Source organism: Mycobacterium bohemicum DSM 44277 (assembly GCF_001053185.1).
Taxonomy (GTDB): domain Bacteria; phylum Actinomycetota; class Actinomycetes; order Mycobacteriales; family Mycobacteriaceae; genus Mycobacterium; species Mycobacterium bohemicum.
In genome coordinates this window covers 466,754-482,566 of record NZ_CSTD01000002.1, presented here as the reverse complement: position 1 = coordinate 482,566, position 15,813 = coordinate 466,754, and the positions used below count along the sequence as shown (strand labels likewise).

The 15,813-nt window shown below is 67.3% G+C and carries 16 protein-coding genes; 7 read left to right on the top strand and 9 right to left on the bottom strand.

Annotated elements, in window-relative coordinates; genetic code table 11:
- Positions 1-11: 11 nt before the first annotated feature.
- A complete protein-coding gene (locus BN971_RS12410) occupies positions 12-779 on the bottom strand; it encodes a fructosamine kinase family protein (protein ID WP_090350138.1) in 768 nt (255 codons plus the stop codon).
- Complete coding sequence (locus BN971_RS12405; RefSeq protein ID WP_085182718.1) at positions 776-2,428, bottom strand: acyl-CoA synthetase; 1,653 nt, start codon at positions 2,426-2,428, stop codon at positions 776-778. Before BN971_RS12405 ends, BN971_RS12410 begins: the two co-directional genes overlap by 4 nt.
- 64 nt (positions 2,429-2,492) lie before the next feature.
- Here BN971_RS12405 and BN971_RS12400 point away from each other — a divergent pair, with 64 nt between their 5' ends.
- Complete coding sequence (locus BN971_RS12400) at positions 2,493-3,317, top strand: crotonase/enoyl-CoA hydratase family protein (protein WP_085182719.1); 825 nt, start codon at positions 2,493-2,495, stop codon at positions 3,315-3,317.
- A 189-nt stretch (positions 3,318-3,506) separates the two neighbouring features.
- On the opposite strand, the gene BN971_RS12395 is transcribed toward BN971_RS12400, so the two are convergent.
- The 3 genes from BN971_RS12395 to BN971_RS12385 form a co-directional block, all read right to left on the bottom strand.
- Positions 3,507-4,712 carry a cytochrome P450 gene (locus tag BN971_RS12395; RefSeq protein WP_085182720.1) on the bottom strand — a complete coding sequence of 402 codons (1,206 nt, stop codon included), beginning with the start codon at positions 4,710-4,712 and terminating at the stop codon, positions 3,507-3,509.
- Positions 4,709-5,425, bottom strand: a complete 717-nt coding sequence (locus BN971_RS12390) for an acetoacetate decarboxylase family protein (protein ID WP_085182721.1) — start codon at positions 5,423-5,425, stop codon at positions 4,709-4,711. Before BN971_RS12390 ends, BN971_RS12395 begins: the two co-directional genes overlap by 4 nt.
- Before the next feature lie 123 nt (positions 5,426-5,548).
- Complete coding sequence (locus tag BN971_RS12385) at positions 5,549-6,580, bottom strand: LLM class F420-dependent oxidoreductase (protein WP_085182722.1); 1,032 nt, start codon at positions 6,578-6,580, stop codon at positions 5,549-5,551.
- Between the two features lie 68 nt (positions 6,581-6,648).
- On the opposite strand from BN971_RS12385, the gene BN971_RS12380 reads away from it, so the two are divergent.
- Genes BN971_RS12380 through BN971_RS12365 form a run of 4 tightly spaced genes read left to right on the top strand, consistent with a single transcriptional unit; the run spans position 6,649 to position 10,333 of the window.
- Positions 6,649-7,656, top strand: coding sequence for a Zn-ribbon domain-containing OB-fold protein (locus BN971_RS12380; protein WP_085182723.1), 1,008 nt, complete (start codon positions 6,649-6,651; stop codon positions 7,654-7,656).
- A 15-nt stretch (positions 7,657-7,671) separates the two neighbouring features.
- Entirely contained in the window at positions 7,672-8,736 is a 1,065-nt protein-coding gene (locus BN971_RS12375; RefSeq protein ID WP_085182724.1) for a thiolase domain-containing protein, read from the top strand.
- Positions 8,736-9,929 (top strand): thiolase domain-containing protein, encoded by a 1,194-nt coding sequence (locus tag BN971_RS12370; RefSeq protein ID WP_085182725.1) that lies wholly within the window; start codon positions 8,736-8,738, stop codon positions 9,927-9,929. The genes BN971_RS12375 and BN971_RS12370 overlap by 1 nt, the downstream gene beginning before the upstream one ends.
- Positions 9,926-10,333 (top strand): nuclear transport factor 2 family protein, encoded by a 408-nt coding sequence (locus BN971_RS12365; RefSeq protein WP_085182726.1) that lies wholly within the window; start codon positions 9,926-9,928, stop codon positions 10,331-10,333. Before BN971_RS12370 ends, BN971_RS12365 begins: the two co-directional genes overlap by 4 nt.
- A 40-nt stretch (positions 10,334-10,373) precedes the next feature.
- Here the strand turns inward: BN971_RS12365 and BN971_RS12360 are convergent, their stop codons facing one another.
- Positions 10,374-10,898, bottom strand: a complete 525-nt coding sequence (locus BN971_RS12360) for a gamma carbonic anhydrase family protein (protein WP_085182727.1) — start codon at positions 10,896-10,898, stop codon at positions 10,374-10,376.
- A 114-nt stretch (positions 10,899-11,012) separates the two neighbouring features.
- Here BN971_RS12360 and BN971_RS12355 point away from each other — a divergent pair, with 114 nt between their 5' ends.
- Both BN971_RS12355 and BN971_RS12350 read left to right on the top strand, forming a co-directional pair.
- On the top strand, positions 11,013-12,179 hold the full coding sequence (locus tag BN971_RS12355) for a 3-ketosteroid-9-alpha-monooxygenase, oxygenase component (protein WP_085182728.1): 1,167 nt from the start codon (positions 11,013-11,015) through the stop codon (positions 12,177-12,179).
- A gap of 62 nt (positions 12,180-12,241) precedes the next feature.
- Entirely contained in the window at positions 12,242-12,646 is a 405-nt protein-coding gene (locus BN971_RS12350) for a hypothetical protein (protein ID WP_085182857.1), read from the top strand.
- A 44-nt stretch (positions 12,647-12,690) separates the two neighbouring features.
- Here the strand turns inward: BN971_RS12350 and BN971_RS12345 are convergent, their stop codons facing one another.
- From BN971_RS12345 to BN971_RS12335, 3 genes are read right to left on the bottom strand one after another with little or no spacing between them, the layout of a single operon-like run.
- Complete coding sequence (locus BN971_RS12345; RefSeq protein ID WP_085182729.1) at positions 12,691-13,836, bottom strand: sulfotransferase family protein; 1,146 nt, start codon at positions 13,834-13,836, stop codon at positions 12,691-12,693.
- Complete coding sequence (locus tag BN971_RS12340; RefSeq protein ID WP_085182730.1) at positions 13,836-14,609, bottom strand: SDR family oxidoreductase; 774 nt, start codon at positions 14,607-14,609, stop codon at positions 13,836-13,838. Before BN971_RS12340 ends, BN971_RS12345 begins: the two co-directional genes overlap by 1 nt.
- Positions 14,610-14,620: 11 nt before the next feature.
- Positions 14,621-15,748, bottom strand: coding sequence for a hypothetical protein (locus BN971_RS12335; RefSeq protein WP_085182731.1), 1,128 nt, complete (start codon positions 15,746-15,748; stop codon positions 14,621-14,623).
- Between the last annotated feature and the right edge of the window lie 65 nt (positions 15,749-15,813).

The following is a 15,813-nucleotide window of genomic DNA, read 5'->3' as shown; positions in this document are numbered from 1 at the left end:
CCACTGAATGATCAGGCGGACAACGCGCTGCGGGCGGCGGCATGCGTCCGCCGCACGTAGCCGGAGCCGAACAGCACGACGTGCGCCAGCAGGGGGAACAGCTGGTGCAGCCCGACGCGCTCGCGCCAGCCCGGTCGCAGCGGTCGCACGCCCCGGTAACCGTCGAGGACCGCGTCGTAGTGCGGGCAGCCGAACAGCGCCAACATCGCCAGGTCGGTCTCGCGGTGCCCGCCGTGCGCGGCGGGGTCGATCAGCACCGCCCCGGCGGGCGTCCACATGACGTTGCCGCTCCACAGGTCGCCATGCAGCCGCGCCGGGGGGTCGTCGTCGTCGAAGTCCCCGCCGCGACAGCGCGCCACGACCGAGTCGATCGCGGCGCGGGTGTCGGCGCCCAGGCGCGCGGCCGCGAGCCCGGCCATCGGCGCCAGCCGTTCCTCGGCATAGAACTCGCCCCAGGTGTCGTGCGTCGACAGCGACATCGGCAGCGGCTGCGACAACGGCCCGAAGAATCCCGGGCCCGCCCAGCCGTCGGGCCCGGCGCCGAATGCCGGCGCGCCCGCGTCGTGAGTGACGGCCAGTCTTTCGCCCAACGCGTGCGCCGCATCGCGAGTCGGTGTCACCGAATCCAGCTGCCGCAGCGTCAAACTCGCGGCATCAACCGCCACCACCTGCGCGCAAGGGACGCCGCCGTCGACGCTCGACAGCCAGCGCAGCCCCGCGGCCTCCCAGCCGAAGTAGCCGGTGGGTGCGGCGGGGGGGCGCTTGACGAAATCGGTCAAGCGGTCACGTGGGCGGCGTGCACGTCGTCCGCCGGCCGCGCCTCCGTCTGCTCCTTGGCCCAGCGGTAGTCGGGTTTTCCTGCGGGCGAACGCTTTACCTCGTCGACCAACCAAAGGCTGCGCGGCACTTTGTAACCCGCGATGTGCGAGCGCACGAAACGGTCCAGCTCCGCCAGCGCCGGCCGGGCTCCGGACCGGGGCGCCACGACGGCCGCCACGTGCTGGCCGTAGCGCGGGTCGGGAACGCCGACCACCAGCGCGTCGAACACGTCGGGATGCCCCTTGAGCGCGGCCTCGACCTCTTCCGGGTAGATCTTCTCGCCGCCGCTGTTGATGCACACCGACCCGCGGCCCAGCATGGTGACCGTGCCGTCCTCCTCGACCAGCGCGTAGTCGCCGGGAATCGCGTAGCGCACGCCGTTGAAGGTCTTGAACGTCTCGGCGGTCTTCTTCTCGTCCTTGTAGTAGCCGACGGGGATGTTGCCCTTCTTGGCGATCAGGCCGCGCACACCGGAGCCGGGCTTGACCTCGTTGCCCGCCTCGTCGAGCACGACGGTGCGGTGGTCGATCGTCACCCGCGGACCGCCGCTGTGCGGCGCGTCCTTGGCGACGATGCTGGTGCCGCCGAAGCCGGTCTCCGACGATCCGATCGAGTCGGTGATGACGCGGTTGGGCAGCAGTTCGAGCAGCTTCTCCTTGATACTCGGGGAGAACAGGGCCGCGGTGCTGGCGAGCAGGAACAGCGACGAGAGGTCGTAGTCGTGGTCGCGGTCCAGCGCATCGAGCAGCGGGCGGGCCATCGCGTCGCCGGTGAAGAAAAGCAGGTTCACCTTGTGCTTGTGGATCGTCCGCCATACCTCTTCGGCGTTGAATTCCGGTGCGAGAACGGTGGTTTGGCCGGAGAAGATCGACATCCAGGTGGCCGACTGGGTGGCGCCGTGGATCATCGGCGGAATCGGGTAACGGATCATCGGCGGGCTGGCCGTCGCCCCCTTGGCCAGGTCGTACTCGTCCTTGACGAATTCACCTGTGGCGAAGTCGGTTCCGCCCAACAGCACGCGGTAGATGTCCTCGTGGCGCCACATGACGCCCTTCGGGAAGCCGGTGGTGCCGCCGGTGTAGAGCAGGTAGATATCGTCGGCGCTGCGCTCGCCGAAGTCGCGCTCGGGTGAACCCTGGGCGATGGCGGAGTAGAACTCGACGCCGCCGTAGCGCTGGTAGTCTGGCCCCTCCGCGTCGCGCGAGCCGTCCTCGATCACCAGGATCGTCTTGACGTTCGGGGTGTCGGGCAGCACGTTGGCGACCCGGTCGGAGTACTGGCGCTCGTGGACCAGCGCGACCATGTCGGAGTTGTCGAAGAGGTAGCGCAGCTCGCCCTCGACGTAGCGGTAGTTGACGTTGACCAGGATGGCGCCCGCCTTGACGATGCCGAGCATCGCGATGACGATCTCGATGCGGTTACGGCAGTACAGGCCGACCTTGTCGTCCTTCTTGACGCCCTGATCGAGCAGGTAGTGCGCCAGGCGGTTGGCCTTCTCCTCCAACTCGGCGTAGGTCAACTTGTCGTCGCCGCAGATGAGGGCGACACGGTCAGGCACGGCGTCGATCGCGTGCTCGGCAAGATCGGCAATATTCAAGGCCACGGCCACCAAATTAGAACGTGTTACATTTCTTGACAAGCTCACCCCCAACGTCGACCGAAAGGTGGTAGCCGTGGCTTCGCAGAATGGTGGGGCTCCAGCAAACGAGCAGACCGGTCCGGACGCCCTGGTGGAGCAGCGCGGTCACACCCTCGTCGTGACCCTGAACCGGCCGCACGCCCGCAACGCGCTGAGCACGGAAATGATGGAAATCATGGTGCAGGCCTGGGACCGCGTCGACAACGACGACGACATCCGCTGCTGCATCCTCACCGGCGCCGGGGGCTACTTCTGCGCCGGCATGGACCTCAAGGCGGCAACCAAGAAGCCGCCGGGTGAGTCTTTCAAGGACGGCAGCTACGACCCCTCGCGAATCGACGCGTTGCTCAAGGGCCGCCGGCTGACCAAGCCGCTCATCGCGGCCGTCGAGGGGCCGGCCATCGCCGGTGGGACCGAGATCCTGCAGGGCACCGACATCCGCGTCGCCGGCGAGAGCGCCAAGTTCGGGATCTCCGAGGCCAAGTGGAGCCTGTACCCCATGGGCGGCTCGGCCGTGCGACTGGTGCGGCAGATCCCCTACACCGTGGCGTGCGACCTGCTGTTGACCGGGCGCCACATCACCGCCGCCGAGGCCAAGGAGATGGGCCTCATCGGCCACGTGGTCCCGGACGGCCAGGCGCTCACGAAGGCCCTGGAGATCGCCGAGATCATCGAGAACAACGGTCCCCTGGCCGTGCAGGCGATCCTGCGGGCCATCCGCGAGACCGAGGGCATGCACGAGAACGACGCCTTCAAGATCGACACCCAGATCGGCATCAAGGTGTTCCTCTCCGACGACGCCAAGGAAGGCCCCCGGGCGTTCGCCGAGAAGCGCAAGCCCAACTTCCAGAACCGGTAGGCGCACGGGCGGTAGCCACAGCCGCCACACCAGCCTCCCCGCCCGGGCGACCGACTGTTTGCCCGCCTCATAGCGACAATCGCCACAACGGGTGCCGACGGATCCGCGGGCGCGAACGGTTGTCGCTACGAGGCGGGCACATCGGGTGTCGCCTCCGGCAGGGGCCAGTGGGGCCGCTGTGACTGGGCGTCAGCCCAGCGGCGCGCTCGGGCTGAACACCACCGGCATCTTCTCCAGGCCGGACACGAAGTTCGCCGGCCGCAGCGGCAGGTCCGCGTCGGAGGCCAGGCGCAAGTCCGGGAGGCGCTGCAGGAGGCGCGACTGCATGATCGACAGCTCCAGCCGGGCGAGCTGGTTGCCGAGGCAGAAGTGCGTGCCGAAGCCGAAGGCGAGGTGGTTGTTCGGGTAGCGCTCGATGTCGAAGCTCTCCGGGTCGTCGAAGACCTTCTCGTCGAAGTTCGCCGACTCGAACAGCAGGATGATCTTCTCGCCCTGGTGTAGCTGCGTGCCGTGGAAGTCGACGTCGGCGGTGAGCGTGCGGGCCATGTTCTTCACCGGGGAGGTCCAGCGCAGCATTTCTTCGATCGCGTTGGGCAGCAATCCCAGATCCTTGACGAGGCGCCGGTGCTGATCGGGGTGCAGGAGCAGTTGCCTGGTCCCGCCCGACAGCGTGTGCCGGGTGGTCTCGTCGCCACCGATCAGCAGCAGCAGGACCTCGGTGACGATTTGATGGTCCTCCAGCCGCGATCCCTCGACCTCCGCGTGCACGAGGACGCTGACCAGGTCATCGGTCGGCGCCTGCTTGCGTTCGGCGATCATTCCCATCATGTATTCGCTGTAGGCGGCGAAGGCCTCCATGGTGACCTGGATATCCTCTTGCGCCGCAGTGCTACTCAACGCGCCGACCAGGTCGTCGGACCACTTGAGGAACATCTCGCGTTCCTCCGGCCGCACGCCGAGCATGTCCCCGATCACCGCCATCGGCAGCGGCGCGGCGAGGTCCCAGACGAAGTCGCACTCGCCGCGCTCGCACACGGCGTCGATCAGCGTGTCGCACAGCGACGCGATCTTGGACTCCTGGTCTTTCACGCGCTTGCGGGTGAAGCCGGAGTTGACGAGCTTGCGGCGCAACAGATGTTGCGGATCATCCATCTCGATCATCATCTCGACGCCGTCTTGGTCGGGTCGGATGCCCCCGGCGTTGGAGAACAACTCGGGTCTGCGCTCGGCCTCGATCACCGACTGGTACGTCGACGCGGCGGCCAAACCCTTGCGGTCCCGGAACACGGGCTCGTTCTCGCGCATCCAGCAATAGAACGGGTGGGAGTCCCCCGCGTAGAAGGTGCCGTCGGTCAGATCGACGTCCGGCCTCGTCTCCAGGTCCGTCGAGGTCATGAGATCTCCTGAGCATCACCGAATGTCATCTGCACGTGGTCGGCAGAACTGGACAGTAGCGCACGCTTCGGCAGCCCCAGCGACGCCAGCTCTTTGGCGTAGGGGTGATCGCCCAGCCGCACGCGCACCCCGCCGAATCGGGTGCGCACCCCGTCCAGAGTGTGCTCGAAAGCGGTCTCGCGGGTGACGCCGTCGCGGTGTGAATAGCTGCGCTGCGCCTGCTGGCGCGGGGTCAGCCGAAACGGCAGGCCGCGGCGAAAGTCCATGCCGATCACCAGTTGACCGTCCACGGTGCAGTCGAACCCGAAGTCTCGGCCCTCGCGGATGGCGAAGTCCGCCATCACTTTCGGGTATCCCCAGATCTTGGTGCCGGCCTCGAGGGTGAACTCCTGGTCGACGGGCAGGTGGTGGATGAAGGCGCCGGCCGATTGCAGGGCGCGCGGACCGCTCGCGTTCGACCCGGGCGGGTTGACCATCACGCTGGTGCCGAATTCGTAGTACTGGTCCAGGTCGCCGTCGATGTAGTGCATCAACATCAGGACAACCATCGCGCGGCCGGGCAGGTAGCGGCAGACCCGCAGGCCGCTGTAGTCGATCAGGTGCTGCGCGGCGTCGGCGTCGACCGAGAACATGGCCATGTGCTGATTCGCGTCGCGGATCCGCACCGGCATGGTGAGCACCCTGCCCGCGATGGTGTGCTGCGAGGCTGTCATCCGGTCTCCTATCCTGGTGGCGACCCGTCCCCCACCTTGCGCGGGGGTGCCCCCGGCGCCCGGCTTCGCCGCGCTTGCGATCGCCACACTAGAACGTGTTCTATTCCCCCGGCAACACCCTGGTTATGTCAGCGAGGCGAGTTCGCGGATATGCGCGGCGTCGCGGCCGTTGACGACCATCATGGTCACCCCGGCGGCCTCCCACACCTTGACCTGCTTGCGGACGTAGTCCACGTCGCCGACGATCGCGGCGTCGTCGACGAGCTCGTCGGGGATGATTTCGGCGGCCTTGTCCTTCTGGTTGCTGCGGAACAGCTTGGTCACCTCGTCGACCACCTCGGCGTAGCCCATCCGGCGGTAGACGTCGGCGTGGAAGTTGGTGTCCTCGGCACCCATGCCGCCCATGTAGAGGGCGAGGTAGGGCTTCATCGCCGCGAAGGCGGCGCCGCGGTCGTCGGTGATGACGATCGTGGCGGTCGCGCAGATCTCGAAGTCCTCGCGGCTGCGGCGCGCGCCGGGACGGGCGAATCCCTCGTCGAGCCATTCGTTGTAGGTGTCGGCCATCCGCGGCGTGTAGAAGATCGGCAGCCAGCCGTCGCAGATCTCGGCGGCCAGCGCGACGTTCTTGGGCCCCTCGGCGCCCAGCATGATCGGGATGTCGGCCCGCAGCGGATGGGTGATCGGCTTGAGGGCCTTGCCCAGTCCGGTCGTGCCCTCGCCGGTCACCGGCAACGGGTAGTGCGGCCCCGCACTGGTCACCGGCTTCTCCCGGGCCCACACCTGCCGGATGATGTCGATGTACTCCCGGGTGCGGGCCAGCGGCTTGGGGAATCGCTGCCCGTACCAGCCCTCCACTACCTGCGGACCGGACACGCCGAGGCCCAGGATGTGCCGGCCGCCGGAGAGGTGGTCGAGCGTCAGCGCGGCCATCGCGCACGCGGTCGGCGTGCGCGCCGAGAGCTGGACCACCGACGTGCCGAGCCGCAGTCTTTGCGTCGACGAGCCCCACCAGGCCAGGGGCGTGTAGGCGTCGGAGCCCCACGCCTCCGCGGTGAACACGGCGTCGAACCCGGATTCCTCCGCGGCGGTCACCAGTTCCCGGTGATTCGCCGGCGGCTGAGCGCCCCAATACCCCAACTGCAACCCGAGCTTCATAACCATGCCCTTCCCGGCTAGCCGACCCGATGTTGAAACGGTTCTTAGAACCTGTTCTACTCGATGGCGTGACAGCCAGCTCAAGCAGCCCGACCTTGACCGATCACCCCGAGCCGCCGCTCTCGGCGCCGCTGACGTTGTCCTTCGACTACACCCGTTCGGTCGGTCCCACCCTCGGCAAGTTCTTCACCGCCCTGCGCGACCGCCAGATCCTGGGGGTGCGCGGATCCGACGGTCGCGTGCATGTGCCGCCGGCGGAATACGACCCGGTCACCTACGAGCCGCTGTCCGAGATGGTGCCGGTGTCGCCGGTCGGCACCGTCGCGTCGTGGAGCTGGCAGCCCGAGCCGTTGGAAGGCCAGCCGCTGGACCGGCCGTTCGCGTGGGCCCTGATCAAGCTCGACGGCGCCGACACCCTGCTGATGCACGCGGTGGACGCGAAAAAGCCCGAGGCGATGGCCACCGGCGCCCGGGTGCACGTGCACTGGGCCGACGAGCCGGTGGGCGCCATCACCGACATCGCCTACTTCGCGCTGGGTGCCGAGGCGGAGCCGGTACCGGAAGTGCCTGCGGGAGAACGGGATCCGGTGACCATGATCGTCACGCCGGTCTCGCTGACAATCCAGCACACCGCCTCCCACGAGGAAAGCGCCTACCTGCGGGCGATCGCCGAAGGCAAACTGCTCGGCGCCCGCACCCGCAGCGCCGACGGCGTGGAAGGAAAGGTGTACTTCCCTCCGCACGGGGCCGATCCGGCCACCGGCCAGCCGACCACCGAATTCGTCGAGCTGCCCGACAAGGGCACGGTGACGACGTTCGCGATCATCAACATCCCGTTTCAGGGCCAGCGCATCAAACCGCCGTATGTGGCGGCCTACGTGCTGCTCGACGGCGCCGATATTCCTTTCCTGCACCTGGTGGCCGACGTCGACGCCCAGGAGGTCCGGATGGGGATGCGCGTGGAGGCCGTGTGGAGACCCCGCGAGGAGTGGGGGTTTGGCATCGACAACATCGAGTACTTCCGGCCCACGGGAGAACCCGACGCCGAGTACGACACCTACAAGCACCACCTGTAAAGGGCCCACTTACCAATGAGCGCTCGCAACGTTGCGGTCGTCGGCTTCGCCCACGCCCCACATGTCCGCCGCACCGACGGCACCACCAACGGCGTCGAGATGCTGATGCCGTGCTTCGCGCAGCTCTACGAGGAACTCGGCATCACCAAGGCCGACATTGGCTTCTGGTGTTCGGGATCTTCGGATTACCTTGCCGGGCGCGCGTTTTCGTTCATCTCGGCGATCGACTCGATCGGCGCCGTACCCCCCATCAACGAGTCACACGTCGAGATGGACGCGGCGTGGGCCCTGTACGAGGCCTACATCAAGATCCTGACGGGCGAGGTCGACACCGCGCTGGTATACGGCTTCGGCAAGTCCTCGGCCGGGGTGCTGCGCCAAATCTTGTCGCGGCAGACCGACCCCTACACGGTCGCGCCGCTGTGGCCGGACTCGGTGTCGATGGCGGCGCTGCAGGCCCGCATGGGACTGGACTCCGAGAAGTGGAGCTATGAGCACATGGCGCGCGTCGCGCTCGACTCCTTCGCGGTCGCCCGCCGGGTGGACTCGGTGGAGCCCGCGGCCAGCGTCGACGAACTGCTCGACCGGCCGTTCTTCGCCGACCCGCTGCGCCGCCACGACATCGCACCGATCACCGACGGCGCCGCGGCCATCGTGCTGGCGGCCGACGGCCGCGCCCGCGAACTGCGCGAAAACCCCGCCTGGATCACCGGAATCGAGCACCGCATCGAGTCCCCGTCGCTGGGGGTGCGCGACCTGACCCAGTCGCCGTCGACCACGGCGGCGACGAAGGCGGCCACGGGTGGTCACATCCGCAACCTCGACGTCGCGGAGATCTGCGCGCCGTTCACCCACCAGCACCTGATCATCGCGGAGGCCATCCGCATACCCGGGGCGACGAAAGTCAACCCGTCCGGCGGTGCGCTGGCGGCCCACCCCATGTTCGTCGCCGGCCTGGAGCGCATCGGCTTTGCCGCACAACATATCTGGAATGGTTCGGCCGAGCGGGTGCTGGCGCACGCCACCAGCGGACCCGCACTGCAACAGAATTTGGTCGCGGTCATGGAAGGGAAGAACTGATGGCCGGAGCAGGCGCGAACCTGGCCGCGGTACTCGGTACCGGGCAGACCAAGTATGTGGCCAAGCGCCAAGACGTTTCGATGAACGGGCTGGTGCGGGAGGCGATCGACCGGGCACTCGACGATTCCGGTTCCACCTTCGCCGACATCGACGCCGTCGTGGTCGGCAAGGCGCCCGACTTCTTCGAGGGCGTCATGATGCCGGAGCTGTTCATGGCCGACGCCATGGGGGCGACCGGCAAGCCGATGATCCGGGTGCACACGGCGGGTTCCGTCGGCGGATCGACCGCCGTCGTCGCCGCCAGCCTGGTGCAGTCGGGCAAGTACCATCGCGTGCTGGCGGTGGCCTGGGAGAAGCAGTCGGAATCAAACGCGATGTGGGCGTTGTCGATTCCGATTCCCTTCATCAAGCCGGTGGGCGCCGGGGCCGGCGGTTATTTCGCCCCGCACGTGCGGTCCTACATCCGCCGCTCGGGTGCGCCGCTGAACATCGGCGCCATGGTCGCGGTCAAGGACCGCCTCAACGGGGCGCGCAACCCGCTCGCCCACCTGCACCAGCCCGACATCACCCTGGAGAAGGTGATGCAGTCCCCCATGCTGTGGGACCCGATCCGTTACGACGAGACCTGCCCGTCCTCCGACGGCGCCGCCGCGGTGATCATCGGCGACGAGCAGATCGCGGATGCCAGGGTGGCGCAAGGCCATTCGGTGGCGTGGATCCATGCCACGGCGTTGCGGACCGAGCCCCTGCAGTTCGCCGGGCGCGACCAGGTCAGCCCGCAGGCCGGCCGCGACGCCGCCGCCGCGCTGTGGGAGGCGGCGGGCATCAAGAGCCCGATCGACGAGATCGACGCCGCCGAGATCTACGTGCCGTTCTCGTGGTTCGAGCCGATGTGGCTGGAGAACCTGGGATTCGCCGCAGAGGGCGAGGGCTGGAAGCTCACCGAGGCCGGCGAGACGAAGATCGGCGGGAAGCTGCCGGTGAACCCGTCGGGAGGCGTGCTGTCGTCGAATCCGATCGGCGCCTCCGGCATGATCCGCTTCGCGGAGGCCGCGATCCAGGTGATGGGCAAGGGTGGCGATCACCAGGTCCCCAACGCGCGAAAGGCGTTGGGGCACGCCTACGGCGGGGGCTCGCAGTACTACTCCATGTGGGTCGTGGGCACCGACAAGCCGGAGAAGGCGGCGAAATGACCGAGCATCCCGCACACGAGGCCGGCCGCCGGTCGCGTGAAGCGGTGATCGCCCGGGATAAAGAGGCGTGGCTGGCGGTGTTCGCCGACGACGCCATCGTCGAGGACCCGATCGGCCCGTCGGCCTTCGACCCGGAGGGCAAGGGGCACCGCGGGCGCGACGCGATCTCGGCGTTCTGGGACAAGGCCATTGCGCCCACCACCAAGATCGAGTTCGTCTTCCGCGACACCTTTCAGTGCGGCAACGAGGAAGCCAACGTCGGCCACATCCTGATCACCACCGGCGAGTACCAGACCACCGCCGAGGGCGTGTTCACCTACAAGGCCAACGACGAGGGCCAGATGGTCGCGCTGCGCGCCTACTGGGAGATGGACCGCGCGGTGGCGTCCGTGCGGAAGGTCTGAACGCGCTCGAATGTGAAGCTGGCCGCACACTCGGCGAACCTCAGATCTGTTCCAACCCGGCCACATGCCGCTGGGCGAGGTCGCGGTAAGCCTGCGGGTTGAGGTTGACCCACACCTCCGACCTGGTGCCCTCGATCGGTCCCTTCACCTTCGCCGGGGCCCCGACTGCGAGCACCCCGGCCGGAATGTGCGTGCCCGCCGTCACCAGCGAGTGGGCGCCGATCATTGTCCGCGCGCCGATCACCGCGCCGTCGAGGACCGTGGCGTGATTGGCGATCAGCGCCTCGGGCCCGATATGCGCCCCGTGGATGACGCACAGGTGCGCGATGCTCGCGCCGGGACCGATGTCCACCGGGATGCCGGGCGGGGCGTGCAGCACCGATCCGTCCTGCACGTTGGCGCCCTCGCGGACCACGACGGGCCCGAAATCGCCGCGCAGCACGGCGTTGAACCAGACCGACGCCCCGGCCTCGACGACGACATCCCCGATCAGGGCCGCGGTCGGGGCCACGAACGCGGTGGGATCAACCCGGGGTGATCGACCCTCGAAAGCAAACAGCGGCATCGCTTACATATACCCGCAGTGGGAATACCTCACAGTCAGACCCGCCGTCATTGCGCATGCCGACCGCAAAACTGTAACGTGTTCTAATTAGAGGCCAAAACCTGGAGGTGAAAGGTGACTACCGACACCAATGCGGTCGGCGTCCGGGAGATCGATTCCGGCACCTTGCCGACCCGATATGCCCGCGGCTGGCACTGCCTGGGCGTCGCGGAGGAGTTCCTGGACGGCAAGCCGCACGGGATCGAGGCGTTCGGCACCAAACTGGTGGTCTTCGCCGACTCCCAGGGGCAATTGAAGGTCCTCGACTCCTACTGCCGCCACATGGGCGGTGACCTGAGCCAGGGCAGCCTCAAGGGCGACGAGATCGCCTGCCCGTTCCACGACTGGCGGTGGGGCGGCGACGGCCGCTGCAAGCTGGTTCCGTACGCCAAGCGCACGCCCAAGACGGCGCGCACCCGCTCGTGGTCGACGGACGTGCGCGGAGGCCTGCTGTTCGTCTGGCACGACCACGAGGGCAACCCGCCAGACCCGGCCGTGCGAATTCCCGAGATCCCGGAGGCCGCCAGCAGCGACTGGACCGACTGGCGGTGGAACCGCATCCTCATCGAGGGTTCCAACTGCCGCGACATCATCGACAACGTCACCGACATGGCGCACTTCTACTACATCCATCTCGGGCTGCCGACGTACTTCAAGAATGTCTTCGAGGGCCACATCGCCTCGCAGTATCTGCACAACGTCGGCCGGCCCGACGTGAACGATCTGGGCACGGCCTACGGCGACGCCCAACTGGATTCGGAGGCGTCCTACTTCGGGCCGTCGTTCATGATCAACTGGCTGCACAACAGCTATAGCGGCTACAAGGCCGAGTCGATCCTGATCAACTGCCACTATCCGGTGACGCAGGACTCGTTCATGCTGCAGTGGGGGGTCATCGTGGAGAAGCCCAAGGGCATTGACGACAAGATGGCCGACAAGCTGTCCAAGACCTTCACCGAGGGTGTCAGCAAGGGCTTCCTGCAAGACGTCGAGATCTGGAAGCACAAGACACGGATCGAAAACCCGCTGCTGGTCGAGGAAGACGGCGCGGTCTACCAGATGCGTCGCTGGTATCAGCAGTTCTACGTCGACGTCGCCGACATTGCGCCCGAGATGGTGGAGCGTTTCGAGGTCGAGGTCGACACCACGCGCGCCAACGAGTACTGGAATTCCGAGGTCGCGGAGAACCTGAAGGCGCAAAGCGAATCCGCGTCCGAGGCTGTGCCCGCCGAGCAGCACTGAGTGACGTGAACGCGTCCGACGAGCACTCGGCCGTGCCGGATGTCGATCGGCTCGCCCGGTCAATGCTGCTCCTGCATGGCGATCACGACGACCACGACCACCGCCCGCCCGTCCGGGAGGGCGGCCCGGTGCCTCGATCCTGGTCGAAGGCAAGGAGTTTCGCCGATGACCCGGTGCGCGCCGCAGCCGTAGCCGAGGCGACGCGCGCCGACCGCGAGCGTTACCTCACCTCCGGGCTCATGCCGGTGGATTGCCGGTTCTGCCACGTCACCGTGTCGGTCCGGAGGATGGGCCCCGGGCACACGGCGGTGCAGTGGAACACCCACGCGTCGCAACGCTGCGCGTATTTCGCCGAAGTTCGCGAGGCCGGCGGGAATCCCGCCTGCGCCCGCGCATGCCCCAAATTGACCGACAGCATCGAGCACGCGGTCGCAGAAGGCGTCCTGTCGCGCTGCGAACCCGACTGAGCCCGACGGCGGCCGATCTCACGGTACGGGCGCATCGGCCCGGATCACAGGCCGGCGAAGCGTTCCTTGACCTCTTCCACCGTCAACCCGTAGTCCGCCAGCGAGTACGTGTGCTTCGGGGCACGCGCCCCCGTCTTGCTCTCGGCGTCGCTGTCCGCCATGGCCTTTCGGGCCTCGTCGGTCAGTGTCAGGCCGAAGTGCCGGTAGATGTCGGCCACCAGGCCCATCGGGTCGCGGACCAGGTCCGCGTACTTGGCGTCGTAGAACTGGGCGGGGTCGTACTTGGCGCGTGCGGTGTTGAAGCGCTCCAATCCGCGCGACCAGGTATCCATTGCGTCGGAGCCGATTTGGGCGCCGACGAACGTGGTGGACCAGCCCTCGGCGGTGTGCTGCGCCAGCGAGCACATCGAGGCCATGATCGTCTCGACCGGCCGGTGGGTCTGGATCACCAGTGCGTCGGGGTAGGTGGCCATCAACGCGTCGAGCGCGAACAGGTGGCTCGGGTTCTTCAGCACCCACCGCTTGTCGGCGTCGTTGAGCCCGATCAGCTGAAGGTTCTTGCGGTGCCGCCGATACGACGGCGTCCAGTCCTGCTGCGACAGCCATTTCGCATAGCTGGGCAGGTGCGCCAGTGTCTCGTACGACACCGAGTGCAGCGACTGGCGCAGCAGCTGCCAGCACTCCTCGAGCTCGTAGGCGGCCATGAAATGCAGCCCGGTGTAATCCGGGTTCTCCCGGTGCGCCTTCTCGAACTGCTCGTTGAGCTGGCTGTAAAACGGGTTGGACTCCCAGGTTTCGCGCGGCGGCCGGGGCTGGGGGAACTCGGCCAGCCACAGATGCAGGCCCTGGTGGGCCGGGTCGGCGCCGAGGAGCCGGTGCAGGGCCGTGGTTCCCGTGCGCACCAGCCCGGTGACGAAGATCGGCCGCTCGATCGCAACCTCGGCGTGCTGCGGGTACTGCTTCCATGCGGCTTCCGACAGCAGCCGGGCCACCAGCGCGCCGCGCAGGAAGAACCGGTTCATCTTGCTGCCCAACACCGTAAGTCCGGCCTCGCGCCGGTAGGAGTCCAGCAGCACCTCCAGCGCCTCGACGTAGTTGTCGTCGTCGGCGCCGAAATCGTCGAGTCCGACCATCTTGGTGGCCGACGCCCGCAGGTCGTCGACCGTTCCCACATCGGTCCGCTCGTTCATCAGGTGTGGTACTCCCCGCAATTGACGTCCAGGGTCTGCCCCGAGATCCCGCTCGACAGGTCGCTGGCCAGGAACATGATCGCCGACGCCACTTCGTCCTCGGTGGGCAGGCGCTTGAGGTCGGAGTTCGCCGCGGTGGCCTGGTAGATCTGGTCCACCGTGGTGCCGTACTTGCCGGCCTGGTGCTCGAAGTAGGCCTGCAACGTGTCGCCCCAGATATAGCCGGGTGCAACGGAATTGACGCGGATGCCCTTCTCCCCCAGCTCCGTGGCCAGCGATTGTGACATGGCCAGCAACGCGGACTTGGCCATCTTGTAGGCGCCGTACTTGGCCTGCGAGTGGCGCAGCACCATCGAGTTGACGTTGACGATCGATCCGTGCGCCTGCTCCAGCGCGGGGGTGTACGCCTGGATGAGGCGCAGCGCCCCCAGCGCGCTGAGTTCGATGGCATCGCGGATGTGCTGAAAGCTGGTCGCGGCCAACGGTTTCATCGACGGGACCCGAAACGCGTTGTTGATCAGCACGTCGGCCTTGCCGTAGGTGGCCATGGTGGTTTCGACCAGGTAGGCCACCTCGTCGTCGTCGGTGATGTCGGTGCGCACGGCCAACGCCTTGCGGCCGGTGTCGTTGATCTGCTTGGCGAGTCCGTCCAGCCGTTCCACGGTGCGGGCGGCCAGCACCAGGTCGGCACCGTCCTGCGCGCATCGGTGCGCCAACGTGGTGCCCAACCCCGGTCCGACGCCGCTGATGACGACGACCTTGCCCTGAAGCATCCCCGGCGCCGTCACCCGAGCATCCTTGCCGCTATCTGCTGCTGGCGCAGGGCGATTCGGGCTCGCCATTGGTCGTCGGAGATCTTGTTGTGGTCGTAGTACGGCAGCTTGTTCGGGATCGCGTCGACGTCCACCAATTCGACCGTGGGGCCGTCCGCGTCGGTCAGCTGGCGTGATACCCGCTGCCAGCGGAACTGCAGGTACCCGCGGCGGTGCCCGAGCGGTTCCACCCAGTTGGTCACTCCCGGGTTCTGGTCGGCCACCACGATGCGCACCTTGCCATCCGGATCCTGTTGCGCCTGCGTGTTGTTCAGCGAGGTCTGGTGGTTGATGTAGTCCAGCGAGATGTACCACAGGCTCCCGAGCTGGAAACCGAGGTAGGGCGCGTCGGACACCGGGATCGTGATGACCAGCGCCTGGTCGGGCCGCAGGTCGAAGTGACCGGCCGACGAGTACTGGGTTGCCAGGCCGCCGGGCGTCAGCCGGGGTGCGACCATCGTGTTGACCGGAATGTTGAGGTAGAACCACTGCGGGAACTGCAACCACGTCTTCACCCGGTTCACGAGTTGCTTTCCGGCCGTGGCGTAACGCTTTTCGATGGTTTCCCGGGTCAGCGGCGGCGGCGCGGTGCCGGCGGTGTCGAGCCGGGATATGGCGAGCGTGCCGCGCTGGGCCGACCAGTCGCCGTACACCTCTCGGATCACCAACTGACCGGGGCTGGTCGGCCGCACCCGCCATTCGAAGCTGCCGTCCTGCGCGATCTCGAGCTCTCGATCGTCGAATGCGGCCTGGCTCGCCGGGACGTTGTCGTCCGTGTACTCCCCGCCGAGTAGCTGAAAACTCAGGTCGGTCGTGGTGCCGCGCCGGCCGGTGACGACGTAGTCACGGTCGGGCTGCAGCCGCGTCCCGAAGTACAGGGTGTCGGGGTTGTCCAGGCCCATCTTGGTGAACGGTCCCGTGCCCGACTGCAGGAAGGGATGGTCGCGCTCGTAATCGAAGGCCAGATGCATGCAGCCCGCGATGCAGCCGGCGAGGTACTGCAGACCTTCGAGCAGGTCGGCTTCGGTCTCGATGTGCGGAGCTTCGGCCACCAGCCGTTCGGCCTCGGCGATCGCGGAGGTGAGGGGTTCGGAGTTCACGCCTAGACGCTAGAACGTGTTCTCATTTTGAGTCAATGGCGAACATTCCCGCGCGTCGGCGGGGG

Bases quoted from the DNA above. Each gene is read 5' to 3' on its own strand.
- BN971_RS12345 (WP_085182729.1), bottom strand. From the start codon at position 13,836: ATGAACGAGCGGACCGATGTGGGAACGGTCGACGACCTGCGGGCGTCG.
- BN971_RS12365 (WP_085182726.1), top strand. From the start codon at position 9,926: ATGACCGAGCATCCCGCACACGAGGCCGGCCGCCGGTCGCGTGAAGCG.
- BN971_RS12395 (WP_085182720.1), bottom strand. From the start codon at position 4,712: ATGACCTCGACGGACCTGGAGACGAGGCCGGACGTCGATCTGACCGAC.
- BN971_RS12360 (WP_085182727.1), bottom strand. From the start codon at position 10,898: ATGCCGCTGTTTGCTTTCGAGGGTCGATCACCCCGGGTTGATCCCACC.
- BN971_RS12375 (WP_085182724.1), top strand. From the start codon at position 7,672: ATGAGCGCTCGCAACGTTGCGGTCGTCGGCTTCGCCCACGCCCCACAT.
- BN971_RS12390 (WP_085182721.1), bottom strand. From the start codon at position 5,425: ATGACAGCCTCGCAGCACACCATCGCGGGCAGGGTGCTCACCATGCCG.
- BN971_RS12350 (WP_085182857.1), top strand. From the start codon at position 12,242: ATGCTGCTCCTGCATGGCGATCACGACGACCACGACCACCGCCCGCCC.
- BN971_RS12370 (WP_085182725.1), top strand. From the start codon at position 8,736: ATGGCCGGAGCAGGCGCGAACCTGGCCGCGGTACTCGGTACCGGGCAG.
- BN971_RS12385 (WP_085182722.1), bottom strand. From the start codon at position 6,580: ATGAAGCTCGGGTTGCAGTTGGGGTATTGGGGCGCTCAGCCGCCGGCG.
- BN971_RS12340 (WP_085182730.1), bottom strand. From the start codon at position 14,609: ATGCTTCAGGGCAAGGTCGTCGTCATCAGCGGCGTCGGACCGGGGTTG.